The organism is Chryseobacterium sp. MEBOG07 (assembly GCF_021869745.1).
GTDB classification, from domain to species: Bacteria; Bacteroidota; Bacteroidia; order Flavobacteriales; family Weeksellaceae; genus Chryseobacterium; species Chryseobacterium viscerum.
The window spans coordinates 2,592,571-2,614,031 of the sequence record NZ_CP084579.1 but is presented as its reverse complement, the minus strand read 5'-3'; the positions used below and the strand labels follow the sequence as shown (position 1 = coordinate 2,614,031).

At 36.3% G+C, this 21,461-nt stretch carries 19 protein-coding genes and 1 pseudogene; 12 read left to right on the top strand and 8 right to left on the bottom strand.

Features of this window, described 5'->3' with window-relative positions; genetic code table 11:
* Positions 1-196 precede the first annotated feature (196 nt).
* The 4 genes from LF886_RS12035 (at position 197) to rplI (ending at position 2,975) form a co-directional block, all read left to right on the top strand.
* The gene (locus LF886_RS12035) at positions 197-1,549 is read left to right on the top strand and encodes a chloride channel protein (protein WP_236849794.1); all 1,353 of its coding nucleotides are present in this window, start codon (positions 197-199) and stop codon (positions 1,547-1,549) included.
* 136 nt (positions 1,550-1,685) lie between these two features.
* Positions 1,686-2,027, top strand: coding sequence for a 30S ribosomal protein S6 (gene rpsF, locus LF886_RS12030; protein ID WP_103235592.1), 342 nt, complete (start codon positions 1,686-1,688; stop codon positions 2,025-2,027).
* 32 nt (positions 2,028-2,059) lie between these two features.
* Positions 2,060-2,362 carry a 30S ribosomal protein S18 gene (gene rpsR, locus LF886_RS12025; RefSeq protein ID WP_034706728.1) on the top strand — a complete coding sequence of 101 codons (303 nt, stop codon included), beginning with the start codon at positions 2,060-2,062 and terminating at the stop codon, positions 2,360-2,362.
* A 109-nt stretch (positions 2,363-2,471) separates the two neighbouring features.
* Entirely contained in the window at positions 2,472-2,975 is a 504-nt protein-coding gene (rplI, locus tag LF886_RS12020) for a 50S ribosomal protein L9 (protein ID WP_236849793.1), read from the top strand.
* A 284-nt stretch (positions 2,976-3,259) separates the two neighbouring features.
* On the opposite strand, the gene LF886_RS12015 is transcribed toward rplI, so the two are convergent.
* A complete protein-coding gene (locus LF886_RS12015; RefSeq protein ID WP_236849792.1) occupies positions 3,260-4,063 on the bottom strand; it encodes a helix-turn-helix domain-containing protein in 804 nt (267 codons plus the stop codon).
* Between the two features lie 136 nt (positions 4,064-4,199).
* Between LF886_RS12015 and LF886_RS12010 the strand changes: the two genes are divergently transcribed.
* From LF886_RS12010 to LF886_RS11990, 5 genes and pseudogenes are all read left to right on the top strand, one after another.
* Complete coding sequence (locus LF886_RS12010) at positions 4,200-5,534, top strand: TolC family protein (protein ID WP_236849791.1); 1,335 nt, start codon at positions 4,200-4,202, stop codon at positions 5,532-5,534.
* A gap of 5 nt (positions 5,535-5,539) precedes the next feature.
* Positions 5,540-6,586 carry an HlyD family secretion protein gene (locus LF886_RS12005; protein WP_236849790.1) on the top strand — a complete coding sequence of 349 codons (1,047 nt, stop codon included), beginning with the start codon at positions 5,540-5,542 and terminating at the stop codon, positions 6,584-6,586.
* Between the two features lie 318 nt (positions 6,587-6,904).
* Positions 6,905-8,467 carry a hypothetical protein gene (locus LF886_RS12000; protein ID WP_236849789.1) on the top strand — a complete coding sequence of 521 codons (1,563 nt, stop codon included), beginning with the start codon at positions 6,905-6,907 and terminating at the stop codon, positions 8,465-8,467.
* A 205-nt stretch (positions 8,468-8,672) separates the two neighbouring features.
* Positions 8,673-10,033: pseudogene (locus tag LF886_RS11995) on the top strand (aldehyde dehydrogenase).
* 68 nt (positions 10,034-10,101) lie between these two features.
* On the top strand, positions 10,102-10,293 hold the full coding sequence (locus LF886_RS11990) for a hypothetical protein (RefSeq protein WP_123921451.1): 192 nt from the start codon (positions 10,102-10,104) through the stop codon (positions 10,291-10,293).
* 48 nt (positions 10,294-10,341) lie between these two features.
* On the opposite strand, the gene LF886_RS11985 is transcribed toward LF886_RS11990, so the two are convergent.
* Complete coding sequence (locus tag LF886_RS11985; protein ID WP_236849788.1) at positions 10,342-10,908, bottom strand: thioredoxin family protein; 567 nt, start codon at positions 10,906-10,908, stop codon at positions 10,342-10,344.
* An 80-nt stretch (positions 10,909-10,988) separates the two neighbouring features.
* Here LF886_RS11985 and LF886_RS11980 point away from each other — a divergent pair, with 80 nt between their 5' ends.
* From LF886_RS11980 to LF886_RS11970, 3 genes are all read left to right on the top strand, one after another.
* On the top strand, positions 10,989-11,873 hold the full coding sequence (locus LF886_RS11980; RefSeq protein WP_103233327.1) for a lysophospholipid acyltransferase family protein: 885 nt from the start codon (positions 10,989-10,991) through the stop codon (positions 11,871-11,873).
* A 6-nt stretch (positions 11,874-11,879) separates the two neighbouring features.
* Positions 11,880-12,857, top strand: coding sequence for a glycosyltransferase family 2 protein (locus tag LF886_RS11975; protein ID WP_236849787.1), 978 nt, complete (start codon positions 11,880-11,882; stop codon positions 12,855-12,857).
* A 204-nt stretch (positions 12,858-13,061) separates the two neighbouring features.
* Positions 13,062-13,616 carry a 3'-5' exonuclease gene (locus tag LF886_RS11970; protein ID WP_124531861.1) on the top strand — a complete coding sequence of 185 codons (555 nt, stop codon included), beginning with the start codon at positions 13,062-13,064 and terminating at the stop codon, positions 13,614-13,616.
* A gap of 37 nt (positions 13,617-13,653) precedes the next feature.
* Here LF886_RS11970 and apaG read toward each other — a convergent pair whose 3' ends face one another.
* From apaG to LF886_RS11940, 6 genes are all read right to left on the bottom strand, one after another.
* Positions 13,654-14,043, bottom strand: a complete 390-nt coding sequence (gene apaG / locus LF886_RS11965) for a Co2+/Mg2+ efflux protein ApaG (protein ID WP_065398091.1) — start codon at positions 14,041-14,043, stop codon at positions 13,654-13,656.
* Positions 14,044-14,123: 80 nt separating this feature from the next.
* Positions 14,124-15,377 carry a 2-oxoglutarate dehydrogenase complex dihydrolipoyllysine-residue succinyltransferase gene (gene odhB, locus LF886_RS11960; RefSeq protein ID WP_109738590.1) on the bottom strand — a complete coding sequence of 418 codons (1,254 nt, stop codon included), beginning with the start codon at positions 15,375-15,377 and terminating at the stop codon, positions 14,124-14,126.
* 39 nt (positions 15,378-15,416) lie between these two features.
* Positions 15,417-18,230 carry a 2-oxoglutarate dehydrogenase E1 component gene (locus tag LF886_RS11955; RefSeq protein WP_236849786.1) on the bottom strand — a complete coding sequence of 938 codons (2,814 nt, stop codon included), beginning with the start codon at positions 18,228-18,230 and terminating at the stop codon, positions 15,417-15,419.
* 124 nt (positions 18,231-18,354) lie between these two features.
* A complete protein-coding gene (locus tag LF886_RS11950) occupies positions 18,355-19,395 on the bottom strand; it encodes an SRPBCC domain-containing protein (protein WP_124531867.1) in 1,041 nt (346 codons plus the stop codon).
* 243 nt (positions 19,396-19,638) lie between these two features.
* The gene (locus tag LF886_RS11945; protein WP_124531869.1) at positions 19,639-20,907 is read right to left on the bottom strand and encodes a glucose-1-phosphate adenylyltransferase; all 1,269 of its coding nucleotides are present in this window, start codon (positions 20,905-20,907) and stop codon (positions 19,639-19,641) included.
* A gap of 17 nt (positions 20,908-20,924) precedes the next feature.
* Positions 20,925-21,461 carry a hypothetical protein gene (locus LF886_RS11940; RefSeq protein WP_236849785.1) on the bottom strand — a complete coding sequence of 179 codons (537 nt, stop codon included), beginning with the start codon at positions 21,459-21,461 and terminating at the stop codon, positions 20,925-20,927.

The window sequence follows — 21,461 nt, the reverse complement described above, 5'->3', positions numbered from 1 at the left end:
TTTGATTTTTAAATTTTAAAATAATTTAAACAAAATGATAATTTAATGAAATATCAATAATTTAAATTAATTCATTTTACATTACAATCACTTTCTTGGAAGTTTAAGTTATTAGTATTAATTTTAAAACGAATATTATTTGAAAATAGATACCGATTATAGAAGATCCCGTATTTTTACCACTCAAAATTAACAAATGCTGAAATTTTTAATCCTCATTAGAAGATCCCTCAAAAAATCCTTCGACAATATCCGGAATGAACAACTGAAGAACAATCTGCTTCAGGCTATTCCTTTTTGGATAGGATCTGTCATTACAGGCTTTTTTGCCGTTATGTATGCGCAGGTATTTGCCTGGGGTGAGCATCTTATGAATTTTATTTTTGACTGGCATGCGTGGATGATTTTTATTATCGCTCCCGTTGGATTTGTACTTTCCTGGTGGCTGGTAAAAGAATTTGCTCCAAACGCTAAAGGAAGTGGTATTCCGCAGGTGATGGCAGCTGTAGAACTTGCCAACCCCAAAGAACACCGTAAGATCAGAAGTCTGCTAAGCATTAAGATTATCTTTTTCAAAATTCTGTCCTCTGTCATTTTGGTTATCGGAGGAGGTGCTGTAGGACGTGAAGGACCTACGATTCAGATTGCAGGTTCGGTGTTCAGAAAAGTTAATGAATATCTTCCCGAGTGGTGGCCGAAGATTTCTAAGAAAAATATGATTATGACCGGAGCTGCAGCCGGGCTTGCGGCAGCCTTCAACACTCCGTTGGGAGGAATTGTTTTCGCGGTTGAAGAACTGTCAAAAACCCATATCAATTATTTCAAAACAGCTTTATTTACCGCGGTTATTATTGCTGGTCTCACAGCGCAAACCCTTGCCGGGTCTTATTTATATCTGGGATACCCGAAGACCAATGATGTTTCTTTAATGGTCATGTTTCCGATCGTGCTCGTTGCAGCCACAGCTGGTATTTTGGCCAGCCAGCTTTCTGTTGTTATGCTTAAAATCAATAGCTGGAAGAAGAAAAAACTGAAAACAGATAAAGCGAATGTGGTATTCCTGATCATTTGTGCTTTAATTATTGCTTCTATAGCGTATTTCATCAACAGGGAAATTCTTGGCTCAGGAAAAGAGATTATGGAGCGTGTTCTTTTTACCAAAGATAAACACGAAGACTGGTATGTTCCGATTCTAAGAATGCTTGGCCCTGCCCTTTCTTTCACTTCCGGGGGTGCAGGCGGAATTTTTGCCCCTGCTCTTAGTGCGGGAGCAAGTATAGGTTCTGTTATTTCAGGACTTATTCACTTGACACCTAACGAAACCAATGTAGTGATCCTCGCCGGAATGGTCGCTTTTCTTACAGGAATTACCCGGGCTCCATTCACTTCAGCCATTATTGTTCTGGAAATGACCGACAGACATTCTCTGATTTTCCATCTGATGCTGGCAGGTATGGTTTCTTCTATTGCCTCTATTCTGGTAAGCAGACATTCTTTATATGATGTATTGAAAGCAAATTTCCTGGCTGAAATCAGAGCCAAAGAGTAACCAGAGATCAAAAACTGTTATTAAAAGAGAAAAAGTATTGTCAATATTGCTCAACTATTTCACCAATACTCTTGTATATAAGAAATATATTGTCTAATTTTGCACCTCGAAATAATTAACAAATTCATTTAACATTATGAACAATTACGAAACTGTTTTCATTTTAACTCCCGTTCTATCTGAGTCACAGGTAGAGGAAGCAGTAAACAAGTATGTAGATCTTATCAAAGAAAAGAACTGCGAAATCGTTGCTAAAGAAAACTGGGGATTAAAAAAATTAGCTTATCCGATCCAATTAAAAAAGAACGGGTTCTATACTTTAATCGAATTTAAAGGTGAAGGTACTGTAGTAGCTGATCTAGAATTGGCATTTAAGCGTGACGAGAGAGTAATCCGTTACCTTACTACAAAACTTGACAAGCATGCTATTGAGTACGCTGTAACTAGAAGAACTAAAGTAAAAGCAGCTAAAGCTTAATTATTAACCCTATTTTTTAAAAAAGACAAGACATGGCAATAGATGAAATGGCTAAACAAGCCTCTGCAGGAGGAGAATCAGAAGTAAAGTTTCTTACTCCACTTGATATCAATACAAAATCTGAAAAGAAATATTGTAGATTCAAAAAATACGGAATTAAGCACGTTGATTACAAAGATGCTGATTTCTTATTACAATTTGTAAACGAGCAAGGTAAAATCTTACCAAGAAGATACACTGGAACTTCTTTAAAATACCAAAGAAAAGTTTCTGCTGCTATCAAAAGAGCAAGACACCTTTCTTTACTACCTTATGTAGCTGACTTATTGAAATAAGACAAAAATAAATAAGAGAAGAGAGCAATCTCTTCTTTTGTTGCTGAATAAATAATTAATTCTAACTTGATTTTAGAACACTCTAAAATCTAAAAAAAGGACAACAACAATGGATATCATCCTAAAACAAGACGTAGAAAACTTAGGACTTGAGTTTGATACAGTAAGTGTAAAGCCAGGTTACGCAAGAAACTTCTTACTTCCTCAGGGTATTGCACTTTTAGCTACACCTAAAAACAAAGCTGCTCTAGAAGCTACTTTGGAAGCTAGAAAAGAAGAAGAAGCTAAATTAATCGCTGCTGCTAACGCTGTAGTAGATCAATTGAAGAAAACTTCTATCATTATCCCTGCAAAAGTAGGTTCTGGTGACAAATTATTCGGATCTATCAACAATGCAGATCTTTCTGCTGCTCTTGCTAAGTCTGGAGTTTCTGTAGAGAAGAAATATATCAAAATCCCAGGGAACACTATTAAGAGAACTGGTAAAGTAACAGCAAACATCAGATTACACAGAAACGTTGAGTACAACTTCGAATTCGAAATCGTATCTGACGCTCCAGTTGTAGCTGCTCCAGCTGCTAAAAAAGAAGAAGTTAAATCTGAAGAAGCTTAATTGTAAGCAACTGAGATTTTCTCATAATATAAACCACTTCAATTGTATTGAGGTGGTTTTTCTTTTGTATAATAACTATCCCGTCTTTTTGCTTTGCAAAAATCTACCCCCTTCAGGGAAGGGAAATGTAGGAAATCTTAACTGCTATTACTCGTTAAATTGCCTTTTTCACAATCTTCAAATAAGAAAAGGCAAGAAAAGTTTATCCCGCATTATAAAACCCCGCTACCCCGTAACACGTACCCCGAATCTCAAGCCCTCAAACCCTCAAACGCTCCTACTCACTACTTATTCCCTCTTAGTTTCTGCTGATATTCTGTAGGGGCAATACCGATTACTTTTTTGAAAATATTACTGAAAGAAGACAGGCTGTTGTACCCTACCATCATTGCAATTTCATACATATTATATTTCCCTTCCAGCATCATCTCAAGAGAGCGGGTGATTCTTAATGATCTTAGAAAACGAACGTAATTCATCCCCAGAATCTCTTTAAATTTCCTCGAAAGGGTTCTTGTACTCAATCCGAATTCTTTGGCCGTAGATTCGATGGTAAGAGGCTTTTCAAGGTTAGCATGAATGTATCTTGCAATCTTTAATAAGGTCTCATCTTTTGGAAAAGGATGCTGTATTGGAAATGCCAGGTGTCTGTGTTCTTTTTGCTGTAAAACTCCTTTAAGTGCTTTGAGGAAAAAATATTTAGAACTCTCATTTTTTGTGATTTTCCCATCCCATTCTTTAGTGTATAAAATCATCTCCCGAAGTAATTCATTAACAGAATAAATATTAATTTCATCAAAAAAGCCACTTTCATTTTCTTCTTTTTTAAAATAAAAGTTATATAAATCAACTTTTGGGCTGGTAGAAAAAATATAGTGAGGGGTTCCTGCAGGAATCCACATAAAGCATCTTGCCGGAAGGTACCAATGTTTCTGATCTGTAAAAACATGCACGATACCGCCTTCTGCATACACCAATTGTGCAGAACTGTGATAATGAACCTCTGTTGTTACATTTCCTGTAAGAACATGGTAAACGTAAAATTCTGTATCATCCTCTTCTACTATTTTAAAATGACTGTCATTCATGAAATAAAGATAAGAAGAATTTTTAAACTGGCGTAAATGAGCAAATCTTTTTCTGTTTTCACAAATAGGGTCCGATACTTGTTGTCGTAAATTTGCTGCATCAAAATCATTTTAGCAAAAATCCTTTAATTAATTTATGAATATCACATTTAACGCATACAGACATCTGTATATTGCGTTGTGCTTATTATTGAGCAGTTTTTTACATTCACAGATGATAGACTACCAACACCTCGGCTTACAGCAAGCTGTAGAGATCGGTCTGAAAAACAACAAGAATATACAGATAAGCCATCTAAAACAGGAAATGTCCGTTACCAAAGAGAAAGATCTTAAAATGGAAAAACTTCCGGACATTGAATTCCATACAAGCTATAATCAGGTAACGAACCTTTTTCAACATGAGAATGGCGTATTCAACAAAGCAACAAAATACGATGTGATCAATGGTATGTATGATTTTACATTATCTGCATCCATTCCGGTGTATATGGGTGGAAAAATCAAGAATACGGAAAAGAAGGCCGCCATTGACACTGAAATTTCATCTTTAAAAACCCATTTGGATGAGAGACAGCTTACCATGGAAATTATTACTGCTTTTCTACAGATCCATCATTTAAAAGAACAGCAAAGTCTGATCAATGATAAGATGAAGGAAGATTCTGTGAACATCAAACAGGTAAAAGCGCTTAAAGCTAACGGAGTTGTAACTGTAAATGAAGTGTTAAGAACTTCTTTGCAGCTTTCCAATCATACCATGAGCTGGACAGAACTGAATAATGATATTCAGATTGCAGAGCATAAGCTTAAAACGATTCTTTCACTTCCGGAAAGCCAGGAAATGCATGTCAACACAGAAGATTTAATCTCGGATAATGCTTCAATACCTTATATCAATGAATTGACGGAGACAGCTTTACACAAAAACGAGTCTGTTGATATCACTCACAAAAATCTTTCATTAAGGGAATTAGATCAAAAAATTATCAGAGCGAATTATTTACCCAAAATAACAGCGGGTGGAGAATATTTTTTAAAGTATCCCAATATGATGTTCTTTCCTCCTGAACCCTATGCTTATCGTCTGGGAATGGTGGGTGTGAATCTTACCTATCCTATCGAAAATCTGTATAAAAATAAATACAAAATGCAGGAAGCAAGAGAAAATATTGATCTTGCCAAGCTTCAGATAGAGGAAAACGAAGAGAAGATCAGACACAGTGTGTATGAAGCTTACAAAAAGTTTGAAGAAACAGATCAGAAAGTAAAAATTGCCGAAGAAGCTATTACCCAGGCTAAAGAGAATTATCGTATTGTAAGAACAAAATATGCCAATAAGCTAAGTCTTATCACTGAACTGATAGATGCTGACAATACTTATCTGGAGGCTGAATCTAATCTTATTTCTATAAAAATCAACAGACAACTTAAATATTACCAACTCCAATATACGATTGGGAACTTATAAAAACTATGGCACAGAAACAATTGACACAAAAGGAAAAAAGAATCAACAAGTCCATTACTTTACTGGCCTGGATCCTGATCATCAGTGGAATTACGGGTATGGTCAGCTTTTATCTTTTTTCGAGAAAAAATGTTACGACCAATGATGCACAGATTGAACAGTATATTACGCCTGTATCCAGTAAGGTTTCAGGGTTTATTAAAACAATAAAGTTTAATGAAAATCAGTTTGTGCGTAAAGGTGACACTTTAATCGTCATAGACAACAGAGAGTTTGTGAACCAGGTGAATATGGCAGAAGCCAACCTTCATGCTAATGCGGCAACCATAAGTACTATTGAAAGCGGTGTAAACACCAAAGAAAGTGATACTAAGATCATTGATGCTAAAATTGCTTCCGCTAAAATTGATATCTGGCGAACAGAACAGGATTATAAAAGATATAAAAATCTACTGGCAGAAGGGGCAGCAACAGAACAGGAATTTGAAAATATAAAAGCGTCTTATGACCAGTCAAAGACTAATCTTCTGGCACTGGAACAGCAGAAAAACTCAGTAAGAGCCGGAGCCAATGAACAGCAGACTAAAGTTGCTCCCGTTAAAAGCCAGATTCAGCAAAGTTCTGCCAGCCTGAACAATGCAAAGCTTTATCTTTCTTATACCGTGATTACCGCTCCGTATGATGGATGGGTCGGGAAAAAGACCATTCAGGAAGGGCAACTGATCAAAGAAGGACAAGCCCTGGTACAAATCGTCAGCAAAGAAAAATGGATCATCGCCAATTATAAAGAAACACAGCTTGGGCAAATTGATCAAAAGCAGGAAGTAATCATCACTGCAGATGCTTATCCCGATGTTGAATTTAAAGGAAAAATACTTTCCATCTCCCCTGCATCAGGATCACAGTTTTCTTTAGTAAAACCGGATAATGCCACCGGAAACTTTGTAAAAATAGAACAGAGATTCCCTGTGAAAATTATTCTTGACAACAATAAAGACAACAAAAAACTGCTTTCCGGAATGAATGTTCTGGTGAGCGCGAAGAAAATATGAGTTTGAGTGTGGGAGGGTTTATGGGTTTATGGTTTTAGAGTTTTAGAGTTTTAGAGTTTTAGAGTTTTAGAGTTTTAGAGTTTTAGAGTTTTAGAGTATAAAATTACCTTCTAATCGACACATTTCAGACTTTCAAATTAAATTATTTTTTTAGCGAAAAGGCAAAAGGGCAATATAACAGATCTGCGAATTTTTTCTTGAGCATATTTGTCATTTTACCTTTTACACTTTCATTCCTTTTGTCTTTTCGCTTTTTTTAAATCTGGCTCAATAGCAATGTGCCATTTCTCTTTCTAAGCTTAGTGCTTTCCAAAAATTATGCAACACAATACAGTTTATCATAAATGGGTACCACAATGGCTGAAACTGCCTTTGCTTATATTGGCATTGTTTCCCCACCTGATGTTGTTGTCGCTTTTGCATTCCAATAGCGCCTTCACATCTTCTTTTATGGATGTAGATTCAGACGACATCCAATACTTAATGATTTTGATGTACGGGACATTTGTGGTTACCCTTTTAGTTTTACAGCGGTTTATGGCTTATTTCAGTGTAAAATATTATATACTGCTTATGGCCTCTGTTTCAGTGATTATTCTTTATGTTTTATCGGTTACCCATGATTATCATGTTATTCTGGTGATTCGCTTCTTAGAAGGTATTTTTGGATTATTGGAAGGGGCTATTTTTCTTCCCCTGATTATTGCCGAACTAAAAACAAGACATGCGAAAGTTGTAGCCTATCTCTTTATGTATACGATCATGCTGACCGGAGGTACAATCACCACTTCACTGTTAAAATCAAGCATTGAAAATTACGATTTCCAGCATATGATCCTGATGATGCTCTATTTTCATGTATTTGTACTCATCATTGGTATTGCCTTATTCAACAAAAACAGATTTTTCCCTAAAAAACCTTTATACCAATTGGATATTACCAGCTGGTTTTTACTTTGGGCATGCCTGCAGGCTGGTGGATACGCCATTATTTATGGCAAAAGACTCATGTGGTTTGAGTCTGATACTGTTATCATGTGCTTGTTTGTATTCCTGCTTTCCGGAGGATTATTCATGCTTAAGCAGAGAAACTCCAAAAGACCGCTGTTTCACTTTGAAGTTTTCAGTTCAAAAAATGTGATCGCAGGAATGATTCTGTTTTTCATTTTTTATCTGATTCGTTCAGGGCTTAACAATGTATACAGCATCATGGCAACTGTATGGAAATGGCCATGGGATTATATTGTAAACATCCAGTATTGGAATGTTGCAGGAACTCTTTTGGGGGTGTTATTATCGGGAATCTGCCTGGTTCGCGGGGTTTCTTCAAGGATTGTTTTCTTTACAGGATTTCTTTTGCTTGCCATTGATTGTGCATGGTTTACCTACACTTTTTACCCTGACACCACCCTTTCCACCATTTGTCCGCCTTTATTTTTGCAGGGTGTGGCTCAGGGACTATTATTTACCCCGTTGGTTTTCTTTTTAATTTCAGCTACACCGGAAGAATATGTTGCCAATGCTACAGCTTTAGGAACTACAACCCGTTTCTGGACAACAGCCATCGGATATGCTTTGATGCAGAACCTGATGTTATTTTTAACCTTAAAACATTCTGATACACTGAGTTCTAATCTCATCGATACCAATCCTGTTTTTTACAGTCAATGGAGCCAGCTTTTCGGATCCAATATTTCAAAACTTCCGGTCAATGAATCGCTATCTATGACAGCAGGCGCTTTTAAAGCTAAAATAATGGCTCAGTCTATCCTTCTTTCCAATATGGAAATTTTCACAGGGCTGTTCTGGCTGGCACTTGTTACGGCAATTGGTCTACTGCTTTATCATCCTGTAAAAATAGCAGTGAGAAATATTATGTAAAAGAAAGAAAGCAGTAAGACGTGTATAATAATTAAAGTTTCTCCGATCACATACGTTTAATAATTTTTTATTCAAATAACGACCTATCTTCAAACGATCAGGAGTTACTTCTTCCATCATCTCTAACCACTTTGGCCGGTTTATTGTTCCTCTTTTCCGATAGCAATATTGCACAGATTATTTAGTTTAAAACAAAAGCTTACCCATGCAAATTGAAAGTATTTTACAGAAGCAACGAGATTTTTTTGCCACCCAGCAAACCAAAAGTCTTACTTTCCGGAAAATGTATCTTGAAAAGCTTAAAAATCTTATTATTTCTAATGAAAACATGCTGTATGAAGCGATTAATAAGGATTTTGGAAAATCAAAATTCGATACGTTTACAACAGAATTGTCCTTTATTCTTAACGATATTAATTATTATACAAAGCATTTAAAACCCCTTTCAAAACCTAAAAAAGTAAGCACCAATCTTCCTAATCAACTAGGAAGCAGTAAAATTCATGCTGACCCTTTGGGTTGTACATTAGTTATCGGAGCCTGGAATTATCCTTATCAGTTATCACTTTCTCCTCTTATTGCATCCATGGCAGCCGGAAACTGCTGTATTCTAAAGCCCAGCGAAATCGCTGAGAATACCATGAAAGCTATGGCATCCATCATCAATAAAATTTCCCACCCGAATATCTTTATGTATATGAAGGCGGCATTGACGAAACTACGGCTCTTCTACAATTAAAATTTGATAAAATATTCTTTACCGGAAGTACAAAAGTAGGAAAGATCGTTTACAAAGCAGCTGCAGAGCATCTTACTCCCGTAGTCCTTGAATTGGGCGGAAAGTCTCCTGTTATCGTTACCAAAAATGCCAATCTCGAAATAGCAGCTAAAAGAATTGTCTGGGGAAAATTTCTCAATGCCGGACAAACCTGTGTAGCTCCCGATTATCTGCTGGTAGAGGAAACTATTCAGGAGCAATTTCTGGAAATGCTTAGGAAATACATCAAAGAATTCAGATATGATCCCGATTCTGAACAATATACAAGAATCATTAATCAAAGGAATTTTCAGCGCCTTATACGCCTTATTGATAAAGAAAAAATCTATTCCGGAGGGAGCTTCAATGAAGAAAAGCTGTACATAGAACCCACAATTCTGAATCACGTAGATTGGAATGATGAGATCATGCAGGAAGAAATTTTCGGTCCGCTCCTGCCCGTTATCAGTTTTCAGAATTATAATGCTGCACTGAATTCTATCCTGGAACTTGAAAAACCTCTAGCCGCTTATCTTTTTACGAATCATTCTGAAGAAAAAGAAATGTTTACCCGGAAATTATCTTTCGGAGGGGGCTGTATTAACGATACTATTATGCATTTAAGCAATGACAATCTGCCATTTGGAGGAGTGGGAAGTTCAGGAATAGGAAATTATCACGGGAAATATGGTTTTGAAGCCTTTTCCCATCAAAAAGCCGTTCTCGAAAAAGCGACCTGGGGTGAACCCAACATCAAATATCCACCGTATTCTGAAAAGAAATTAAGCTGGATTAAAAAATTGCTTTAATTTGTCCCTAAGCGGGGATTTTAAATAAAAAAATAATATATTTACAGCCTAAACTAAATTTATAACCCATGAAAAATTTAAAAAAATTATCAAGAGAAAAATTAAGTAAACTATCAGGAGGACTATCATGTGCTTCATCTTGTTCAGATGGAGGTATGGTATATATAAGTTCTTGCACTTCATGCATCCAATATTCAGGCGGGGCTGCTTGTTATGATGCCAATGGAAGAGGTGCAATCCGTGTAGAAAATTGTGCTTAATACGATAAAAAACAAAAAAACCTTTCTATTTTTAGAAAGGTTTTTCTTTTATAGGACTTTTCCTTTTTCCAGAAATTCTTTTACTTTTTCTTTACTATATCCTTTTCCTTCTTCCAAAACCTCACTTTGCTGAACATGAATCTTTTTACCCTCTTTATCTAAAATGATGAAGAAAGGATAAAATTGTTGCTCTTTAATATTGATATATTGAGCAAAAACTTTTTCATTCTTATTCTCAGGAGAATAGTTCAGGTGATAGTATACATAATTTTTGTCTGCTATTTCCTTCAGTTCAGGGGTATTCTGTACAAAATTATTAAAACGAAGACACCAGATACACCAGTTTCCACCAGCCTGGATCATTACATTCTTACCTTCCTTCTTAGCCTGAGCGATAACTTTATTTATATCTGCCTGAGCATCTGCTTTTGGATCATATGGTTTAGGAAGTTTAGCTTTTTCTTCAGCCGCTTTTTTCTTAGCTTCTAATTCTGCCTGCCCAGTCGGTACAATAAGCGCCGTTTTTTGCTTTCCTTTATCTGGTAAATTCTTTGCATCCTGTGAAAAAGCCAGAGTGCTTAATCCCACGAAAGCTAATATTGTCAATTTTTTCATAACATAAAAGTAAAAAAATAATATATATCCCTCTGCAAAAATAGAACCATAATTTTATTATCACTAAATTTGCCTGTTTTATGAATTTCCTAATCAAAATATTATATCTGATCTCTAAGCTTCCGCTTAAAATATTGTATATTTTTTCGGACGTCATCTTCTTCCTAAATTATTATCTCGTAGGATATAGAAAAGAGGTCATTACTCAGAACCTGAGAAACTCATTTCCGGAGAAATCTGAAGAAGAGATCAAAGAGATACGAAAAAAATTCTACCTTAATTTTTCAGATTATCTGGTAGAAACTATAAAATCCTTCAGTATTTCTGAAACAGAGGCCCGAGTGAGAATGCAGCATATCAATCAGGAGTTGTTTCATGACGCTAAGAAGGAAGGTAAAAACATTATCCTGCTGGCAGGACATGTATTCAATTGGGAATGGATCAATGCATTGGCAAAGATTGTTCCTCAGGCTCACTGTCACCCTGTATACAGAAAGGTAAATAATGACTTTTGGGAGAACCAGATGAAGAAGGTCCGAAACAAATTCGGAAATGAAGCATTGGAAGCCAATGAAGTAATTATGAATATTTTCCGATCTAAAAACAATGGTGAATCAGCCTATATGTTTGTTGCTGACCAAACCCCTCACCACGCTCATGTTACTTATGGATTGGAATTCTTGAACCAACGAACTCCCGCTTTTATAGGATACGATAAGCTCGCTACAAGAATGGATCTTTTTATTATCTATTGTGAGATGAAAAAGGTAAAACGGGGTTATTATCAGGTTAATTATCACAGAATATATCCGGATGGCGAAAAATTTACGGAAAATGAAGTTGTGAGAAAGTTTCATAAATTATTGGAAAATACACTGCATAAAAATCCGGACAACTATCTTTGGTCACACAGAAAATGGAAATATCAGGACTCTATCAAAAATTTTGATTCTGAAAAAAATTAGATTGAAATGCAGAAAAAACTGGCAGTTGCCATCTTAAACTGGAACGGCAGAAATTGGCTTGAAAAATTTCTTCCGGGTGTAGTTCAATTTTCCCAGAATGCGGATATTTATGTTATTGACAATCTTTCTACAGACGATTCTATAAATTTTTTACAAAAAAATTTCCCTACAGTACACATTATTAAAAATGATAAAAACTATGGGTTTGCAGGCGGTTATAATGAAGGATTACAATCAATCAAAAATGAATACTACTGTCTTCTCAATTCTGATGTAGAGGTTACAGAGAACTGGATAGAACCGGCTCTGGAATTATTAGAAAAGAATCCTGCAGTTTCTGCAGTGCAGCCTAAAATCTTATCCTATCATAATAGAAATTCTTTCGAATTTGCCGGAGCAGCCGGTGGTTTGATTGACAATCTTGGATATCCTTATTGCAGAGGGAGAGTTTTTGATGATCTGGAAGAAGACAAAGGGCAATATAATGATGAAACAGAAATCTTCTGGGCATCAGGATGCTGTTTATTTATCCGTTCAAAAGACTTCTGGGAGCAGAATGGTTTCGATGCAAGGTTTTTTGCCCATCAAGAAGAAATTGATTTGTGCTGGAGGCTCATCAATTCTGGAAAAAAGATTTATTATACCGAAAAATCCAGCGTATATCATGTGGGCGGTGGAACGCTCAACAAGCAGAGTGCCCAAAAGACCTATCTCAACATCAGAAATAACCTTTCTATGATGCTTAAGAATCTTCCTTTTCCTCAATTGATCCCGCTGATTTTTTTCAGATTATGTCTGGATGGTGTTGCCGGAATTTATTTTGGATTAAAACATGGTTTCCCACACCTGTGGGCGGTAGTAAGGGCGCATTTCGGATTCTACGCACAACTTCCGGGAACATGGAAGCTGCGTCAGAAAAATCAAAAGAAGCAGTTCTATCAATCGAAATGGTTGATTTTTAGACATTTTTTGGGAGGAAAGTAGAAGATAAAAGGTGGCAGGTAATAGGTTGCAGGTTATAGAAATTAGGGAAATACAAATATCTGTAATACTAAAGACTGGACACTGTTACGAGAAGATTTATACTTTTTATTAATTTTAAACTTCCAACCTAAAACATTAAATTCTAAACTAGAGAATCTACAACTAGTAACTATCAATCAATTTATAATTTATACCTTTAAAACAATGGATTTCTGTGCAATAGATTTTGAAACGGCCACTCACGAGAAAAGTTCAGCTTGTGAGATGGGAATTTGTGTGGTACAGGATTCTAAGATTGTAGAAACTAAAACCTGGCTGATCAAACCTCCGAGTTTTCCTTATTTCAGTAGATTCAATATTGCGGTGCATGGAATTCATCCTGAAGATGTAAAAGACGCACCGAGTTTTGATGAAGTATGGTATGAAGCTCAGGAAATGATGTATGGCAGTCTTATGATTGCTCATAATGCAGGTTTTGATGCTTCTGTTTTAAGAGGATGTCTTCAGCATTATGGAATGTTTACCCCCAATCTGAACTATCTGTGCAGCATACAGCTGGCGAAAAAATCATGGAATTACCTTCCGAAATACGGCTTAAAACCATTGGCAGAATATCACAAAATTGATTTTACCCACCACAGAGCGGGAGCTGATGCTGAAGTATGTGCCAAGATCTCTCTACTGGCTTTTGAGAAATTGTTTCTCACCAGTAATGATGAAGTAAACGATTATATGAAAGCGAAAATCAAAAAGCTTTAATAAGAACCCGGGTTCTTAGTCTGCAATTTATTAATCATTAATTACTCAACACTTCAGACAACAGATTGAATTTTGGAATATCAATCTCAAAAGTCTCTTGTGTTTCCAGATTTTTAACCAGGTATTTTCCGCTCATATTTCCTACTCCGGAACGAAGCATTACATTGGAGAAGTAAGCGAAATTTTCACCTGTTCCTATTTCAGGAGTAAGGCCGATTACGCCATCACCTATAATCTCTGTGTATCCAAATCCTACGTCAAAAATTAACCATTTTCTTTTCAATACTTTGATAGGAAAGCTTCCGTCATTTTCTATCGTGATATTATATTTAAAAACGTAACGGTTTTCGGATGGATAACTGTTTTTACTATCATATTCAGGTATTACTGAAACTTTGATATTGGAAGTCATTTTTGAAAACATCATTGTAGCATTTTCTTAATAAATACAAAAATCTCGCCTTTTTGAGGCGAGATTATATATTTATGTTAAAAATTTATTAAAACTTATAATCCAAGGCCTTTTCTTTCGTCACCTCCCATTAATATTTCAACAGGATTGTCGATACCTTCTTTTACCGCTACAAGGAATCCTACAGACTCTTTTCCGTCGATAATTCTGTGGTCATAAGACATTGCTACGTACATCATTGGTCTGATTACTACCTGTCCGTCAACAGCAACTGGTCTCTGGATGATGTTGTGCATTCCTAAGATTGCAGATTGTGGAGGGTTGATAATTGGTGTAGACAACATAGATCCGAAAGTACCACCATTTGTAATCGTAAACGTACCACCAGTCATTTCGTCAACAGTAATTTTACCGTCTCTTACTTTTGTAGCAAGATCTTTGATGTTTGCTTCAACTCCGCTGAAAGACATGTTTTCTGCATTTCTCAATACAGGAACCATTAATCCTTTAGGACCTGAAACTGCAATTGAAATATCGCAGAAGTCATAGTTTATTTTGAAATCTCCGTCGATAGATGCATTTACATCCGGATACATTTGTAATGCTCTTGTAACAGCTTTTGTAAAGAAAGACATGAAACCAAGTCCAACTCCGTGTTTCTGAGCAAATTCTTCTTTATATAGTTTTCTTAATCTGAAGATTTCAGACATATCCACTTCGTTGAAAGTCGTCAACATTGCTGTTTCGTTCTTTACAGAAACCAGTCTTTGAGCGATTTTTCTTCTTAACACTGAAAGTTTAGTCGTAGTGGTAGTTCTTGCCCCTGTTGCTGTAGAAGGAGTTCCTCCTAATGCAGGAACAGCTGCTAATTCAGCATCAGTTTTAGTAATTCTTCCGTCTCTTCCTGTTCCTGAAACCTGACCAGCATTCATTCCTTTTTCATCAAGGATTTTCTTTGCAGCCGGAGATGGAGCTCCTGTTGCATAAGTTTGTGGTGCAGCTACCGGAGCAGCTGGTTTTGGAGCTTCTTGTTTAGCAGGCTCAGCAGCTTTCGGAGCTTCTTCCTGTTTTGGAGCTTCAGCAGCAGGTGCAGCACCTTCTGGTCTTGCAGCATCCATATCAATTAAACAAACTACCTGACCTACCTGTACTACCTCACCTTCTTCTGCTTTTAAAGTGATCACACCACTTTGTTCTGCAGGCAATTCAAGAGTTGCTTTATCTGAATCCACTTCGGCGATAGGTTGATCTTTTTCTACATAATCACCATCTTTTACTAACCAAGTTGCAATTTCAACTTCTGTAATTGATTCGCCCGGTGAAGGAACTTTCATTTCTAAAACTGACATATCGAGTATTTTTTATTTTTTAATGGAATATTATTTAAATTAAGCTGTAACAGGTCTTTTTGCCGGAGCATCATCTCTGTCGAAAACTCTGTTGATCACGGCATTTTGATTTTTCTCAAACATTTTGTGACTACCTGGAGCTGGAGCACCGCTTGGTACCGGAGCTACTACCTGAATACCTGTATCTCTGAAGTTTCTCAGGATATAAGACCAAGCCCCCATGTTTTCAGGTTCTTCCTGAGCCCATACAAGTTGTTTTCTGTTTTCGTATTTGTTGAAGATCGCTTCAATAGCATCTGCCTGAAGTGGATATAACTGCTCGAATCTTACTAATGCAATATTTTCACAATTAAGTTCTTCTTTCTTCGCTAATAATTCGAAGTATAATTTACCTGAACAAAGAACTACTTTTTCTACTTTTTTAGGATCTGCAGTAGGATCGTCTAGGATTGGCTGGAATGAACCGGTTGCAAAATCTTCAAGCGGAGAAACCACTTTAGGGTGTCTCAATAAAGATTTAGGGCTCATTACGATCAATGGTTTTCTGAATCCCCATTTCAACTGTCTTCTCAATAAGTGGAAGTAGTTGGCAGGTGAAGTAATATTGGCTACCACCATGTTTTCATTAGCACAAAGGGTAAGGAATCTCTCCAATCTTGCTGAAGAGTGCTCAGCACCTTGTCCTTCTGAACCGTGAGGCAATAACATGATCAATCCATTCTGAAGTTTCCATTTTTCTTCTGCAGCTGCTAAATATTGGTCAACGATGATCTGAGCACCGTTCACGAAATCTCCGAACTGAGCTTCCCAGATTGTTAATGTATTAGGAGAAGCCATTGCATATCCATAGTCGAAACCTAGAACACCGTATTCTGAAAGGTGAGAGTTGAATACATCAAATCTGCTTTCTGATACATGTCTTAACGGGATATATTCTTCTTCTGTATCTTCAGTTTTTACAACAGCATGTCTGTGAGAGAATGTACCTCTTTCTACATCTTCTCCAGAAATTCTTACGTTGTGACCTTCTACAAGGAGTGTTGCATAAGCTAACCACTCTCCTAACGCCCAGTCTAATGAATTACCTTCAATAGCTTTGATACGGTTTTCGAAAAGTCTTGAAATTTTATTGATGAATTTCTTGTCTACAGGAAGTGTTGACATTTTAAGCGCCAATTCTTTCAGTTTTGCGATATCATATTTTGTATCAACCGGCAATTGAACAGCACCTCTTTTCCCAATTGGATAGTTTGTCCAGTCTTCAGCCATGAACAAATCCATTATGTTCTTCTCAATTTCTTTTGAAGCATCAAAGTCTTTATCTAAAAGAGCTTTGAATTCCGTTTCCATTTTAGCAATTACATCATTGGAAGTAACGCTGTCTTTAAGCAATTTATCTTTATAAATTTCTCTTGGATTCGGGTGTTTTGAGATAGATTTATATAAGTTAGGCTGAGTAAACCTTGGCTCATCCCCTTCGTTATGTCCGTATTTTCTATATCCTAAAAGGTCAATGTAAACATCTTTTCCGAATTTTGCTCTGAAATCAGCAGCAAAGTGAATAGCATGAACAACTGCTTCAGCATCGTCAGCATTCACGTGCATTACAGGAGATTCTGTAACTTTTGCGATGTCTGTACAATATGTTGAAGATCTTGCATCCATATAGTTTGTTGTAAATGAAACCTGGTTATTTACAACGATATGAACTGTACCTCCTGTTCTGTATCCTTCCAATGTCATCATCTGAGCCACTTCATAAGCAATACCTTGTCCGGCAATAGCTCCATCACCGTGGATAATGATTGGCAATACTTTAGAATAATCTTTGTATTTATCATCTACTTTTGCACGGCAGATACCTTCTACCAGAGCAGCAACCGTTTCAAGGTGAGATGGGTTGGGAGTAAGGTTGATACAAACTTCTTCTCCTGAAGCCGTTTTGATCTTTTTAGATGATCCTAAGTGATATTTAACGTCACCTGAGAATACATCTTCTTCGAATTCTTTACCTTCAAATTCTGAGAAAATCTGCTTGTAAGATTTTCCGAAAATATTAGTCAGTACATTCAGTCTACCTCTGTGAGCCATTCCTAATACCACTTCATCTACTCCTAACTGAGAAGATCTTGAGATCAATTGATCTAAAGCCGGGATTAATGTTTCTCCTCCTTCTAATGAGAATCTTTTCTGACCTACAAATTTTGTATGAAGATAGTTTTCAAAGGCAACAGCCTGGTTTAATTTTAATAAGATTTCTGTTTTTTCATTCGCAGAAAGATTCGGGTGGTTTTCGTTTACCTGAAGCCATCTCTTGATAAAATCTTTTTCTTCAACATTGTTGATATGCATATATTCTACTCCGATAGAATCACAGTAGATGCTTTCAAGGTGTTTGATCAAATCTGCTAAAGTAGCAGGCTCTTTCATTCCTGTTTCAACAGCACAGTTGAATTTTGTATTTAAGTCTTCTTTAGAAAGACCAAAGTTTTCGATGTCTAAAGTAGGAGTGTAATGTCTTCTTTCTCTAACTGGGTTAGTTTTTGTAAAAAGGTGTCCTCTTGTTCTGTAAGCCTCAATAAGGTTTACTACTTTAAATTCTTTTTTGATGTGCTCAGAAACTTCTCCATTTGATACCGCCTGAGAAATCTGTTGTACTGCCGGGGCAGCATTGGCCGAAGCCTGGATAAATTGAATGCTATCGTCATCTCCATAGTTCTCTAAAGCAAAATCGAAGCCTTGAAAGAAAGCTTTCCATGATGGTTCTAGAGAGTCCGGGAATTTTAAGTATTGTTGGTATAAATCCTCAATTAACTGAGAATGAGCTGCGTTTAGGAATGAAAATCTGTCCATTATTACAGTTTATCTATTTATTAAAATTTATTTGTAGAATTAATCTTCAAATTTAATAAAAAAACCGAGTTAGAACAGTCTCAAACCGTTAAAAAAACTTAAGAAAAAAATAATTAAAGGAAATTTACTTATATACTGATAATGAGAGCTTAACATTAGTATCCTGTCCTTCCATCGGACGTTCAATAAAGGTCTGACGAATCTCATTGAAGCGCATCTCGTCTTTTTTGGCTTTCTGAATCAACTGCTGGATTGCCCGAATTCGTCCCTCATAGTTCCCTTTATAGTAAATCACATAATTTTGAGACGGATTTACGGACCTAAAATTGAAATTATTATCAGAGACTCCAATTTTCTTAGAAAGTGGAATTCCGAGGAAATAAGAAACCTCCTTGTCTTTGTAATTATCCGCATCAGTAATCAGGATCGGATATCCGAATTCATCATCTTTTTTACCAAGGTCCATCGTCACGAAATTGTAAACTTTGTTATAATTCATCACGATATTTTTGTAAAGAGCATCTTTTTTGTTGGATGTACTCACATTGATCCCCAACAACTGCTTGTCTTCTTCTTTTTCCACCATCAGACTGTCATATTTGATGGCTGCCATCTGGTTATCTTTTTCTACTTTATTTCCTAAAGAGTTTTTAAGATTCGCCATGCTTTTGTCTATATTTTCAGCAAAGCGGTCTTCCGTCCAGAAGTTCTCTACCCTTCTCCAAACAGATAGTTTAGGGGTATGTACGTACCATATTATTTTTGTTTTTTCTGCAGAAACCGGCTTAAATTTAACATCAACCAGTGTTGGGTTTTCATTTTCATCCTGAAAAAGCTGATATTTCAGAGTCTTGTTAAGATTCTCATATCTGATGAACATTTCCCCATCGCTATCATTTTTAGGATCCACATAACTGATTGCACTTCCCTGTCCTTCGTAAGGCGTATAGTAATCGATATCTATAGATTGTGAACTGGTAAAGAAGTTGTTCCATCTTGTGAAGTTCTGAAGATTATTAAACTGAGCAAAAACTTTATCCACCGGATAATCGATCTCTTTTTCAATCGTGAAATTTTTGCTTTCCTCCACAAAATAGTACATGGAAGCAGCATAAGCTCCTCCCAACAGAACAATGATAAAAGTTAATATCTTAAAAATACGCATCGCACAAAAGTAATACAAATAAAAAAAGTGACCAATATGCTGATCACTCTGATTTTATGTTTAACAATAATTAACCTAGTTTATGGCTGGAAGCTGGGTGAGGGAAGCTGGAGGTTACTATTCGGCAGATAATTACTAATCATTTTTGATTAAAAATATTCGACCTTACCCAATAAACAGGAATTTTATATGATAAGATCTCTGGTCATTCTTCGTCCTTAATAACTTCTATCTTCCTTTCTCTTACCCTATATGGGTTCCCGGCGCCACTACAGCTCCTTTTTTCACTACCACAATCCCATCCTGTACCGAATAGGTTCCATAATCTCCATCCGGGATATGTTTTCCTCCAATAATCTTCACATTGTCACCAATATAACAGTTTTTATCAAGGATTGCTTTTTCTATATAACAATATTTTCCGATCCCCATATTAGGGCGGCCACTTCTGTCGTTCAGCACAATTTCTGTTGTATTCTGGTAAAAATCAGCACCCATGACATAGGAATTCACAATCGTACTTCCTTTATCAATTCTCGTTCTGTTTCCGATCACCGAATTTTCAATTTTATCTGCCATGATGATACATCCGTCTCCAAAAACCGCCTTACTCACATAAGATCCGTTGATTTTTGATGGAGGAAGCATCCTTGCTCTGGTATAGATAGGAGAAGAAGAGAAAAGATTAAACTGTGGCAGATCCAGACAAAGGTCAAGATTGGCTTCGTAAAAAGATTCTATGGTTCCGATATCTGTCCAGTAGCCTTCATACTGATAGCTTAAGGTCTTGTATTTCCCAATAGAACTTGGAATAATATCTTTTCCAAAGTCATCACCTGCTCCTTCATCAAACATTTTTTTAAGGATACTCTTGGTAAAAATATAGATTCCCATAGAAGCCAGATATTCTTTTCCGGCGCGTTTATTTTCTTCTGAAACTTCAGATTGCAGCCCTTCCAGCATATCATAATCGGGCTTTTCATAGAAAGAGGTAATATTTCCTTCATCATCCGATTTTAAGATCCCAAAACCAGTGGCATCTTTTGCATTCACCGGAATGGTTGCAATGGTAAGATCCCCTCCGTTTTCGATATGAAAATCGAGCATTTCCCTGAAATCCATCTGGTACAGCTGATCTCCTGAAAGAATCAGGATATAGTCATAATCATATTTTTCAAGGTGTTTCATCGACTGGCGTACAGCATCTGCCGTTCCTTGATACCAGCTTTCATTTTCTACATTCTGTTCGGCTGCCAGAATATCAACAAAACCTTTACTGAAAATATCAAAGTGGTAAGAATTCTTGATGTGTGAATTGAGGGAAGCAGAATTAAACTGCGTTAAAACCAAAATCTTATTCAATCCCGAATTCAGACAGTTTGAAATAGGAATATCTACCAATCTGTATTTTCCTGCGATAGGTACAGCAGGTTTTGATCTGGAATACGTTAACGGGAATAGCCTTGTCCCTCTGCCTCCTCCTAAAACAATGGAGATTACATTTCGATTCATAAATATCTTGCGTTTTTTTATTTTATTAAGTTTACTGTTCTATTCTTAGTGTTTACCATCACTCTAAAGCATTCTTTATTTTCATATTGGAGTTTATGATTATAAACAACCACCCGAAAATCTTCTTTATCATTCAATGCTAAAATCTCTTTATCCAGATTGTAGATTTCAATATTATATTTTTCAAGCTCATTTCTGAAGATCTGATTCGTAATAAGAATATCCATTACATCTGCACTCTTCATTACAAAACCGTCAACATCCTTACGATATTCTTCTCTCCAGCCTTTTCCATATTTTCTTTCTATTGCTGCATAAGTTCTTTTATTAAGAGCATCTATTCTCTTTATTTCGTCAGGTTCTACCAGACAGTCGCCAGCAGAATAATGTTTAATTTTCCATTTTTCAGAAATACCAGCCATAGCTTCGTATTTTTCTATTGCTGGAAGACCATAGCCATAGATCCAATAATAACCTCCATGATAACTTCCTCTATCTTCTTTACAGGAAAACAGCATAAGCATTAATAGAGAAAGAAACCCGAAAATTTTCAT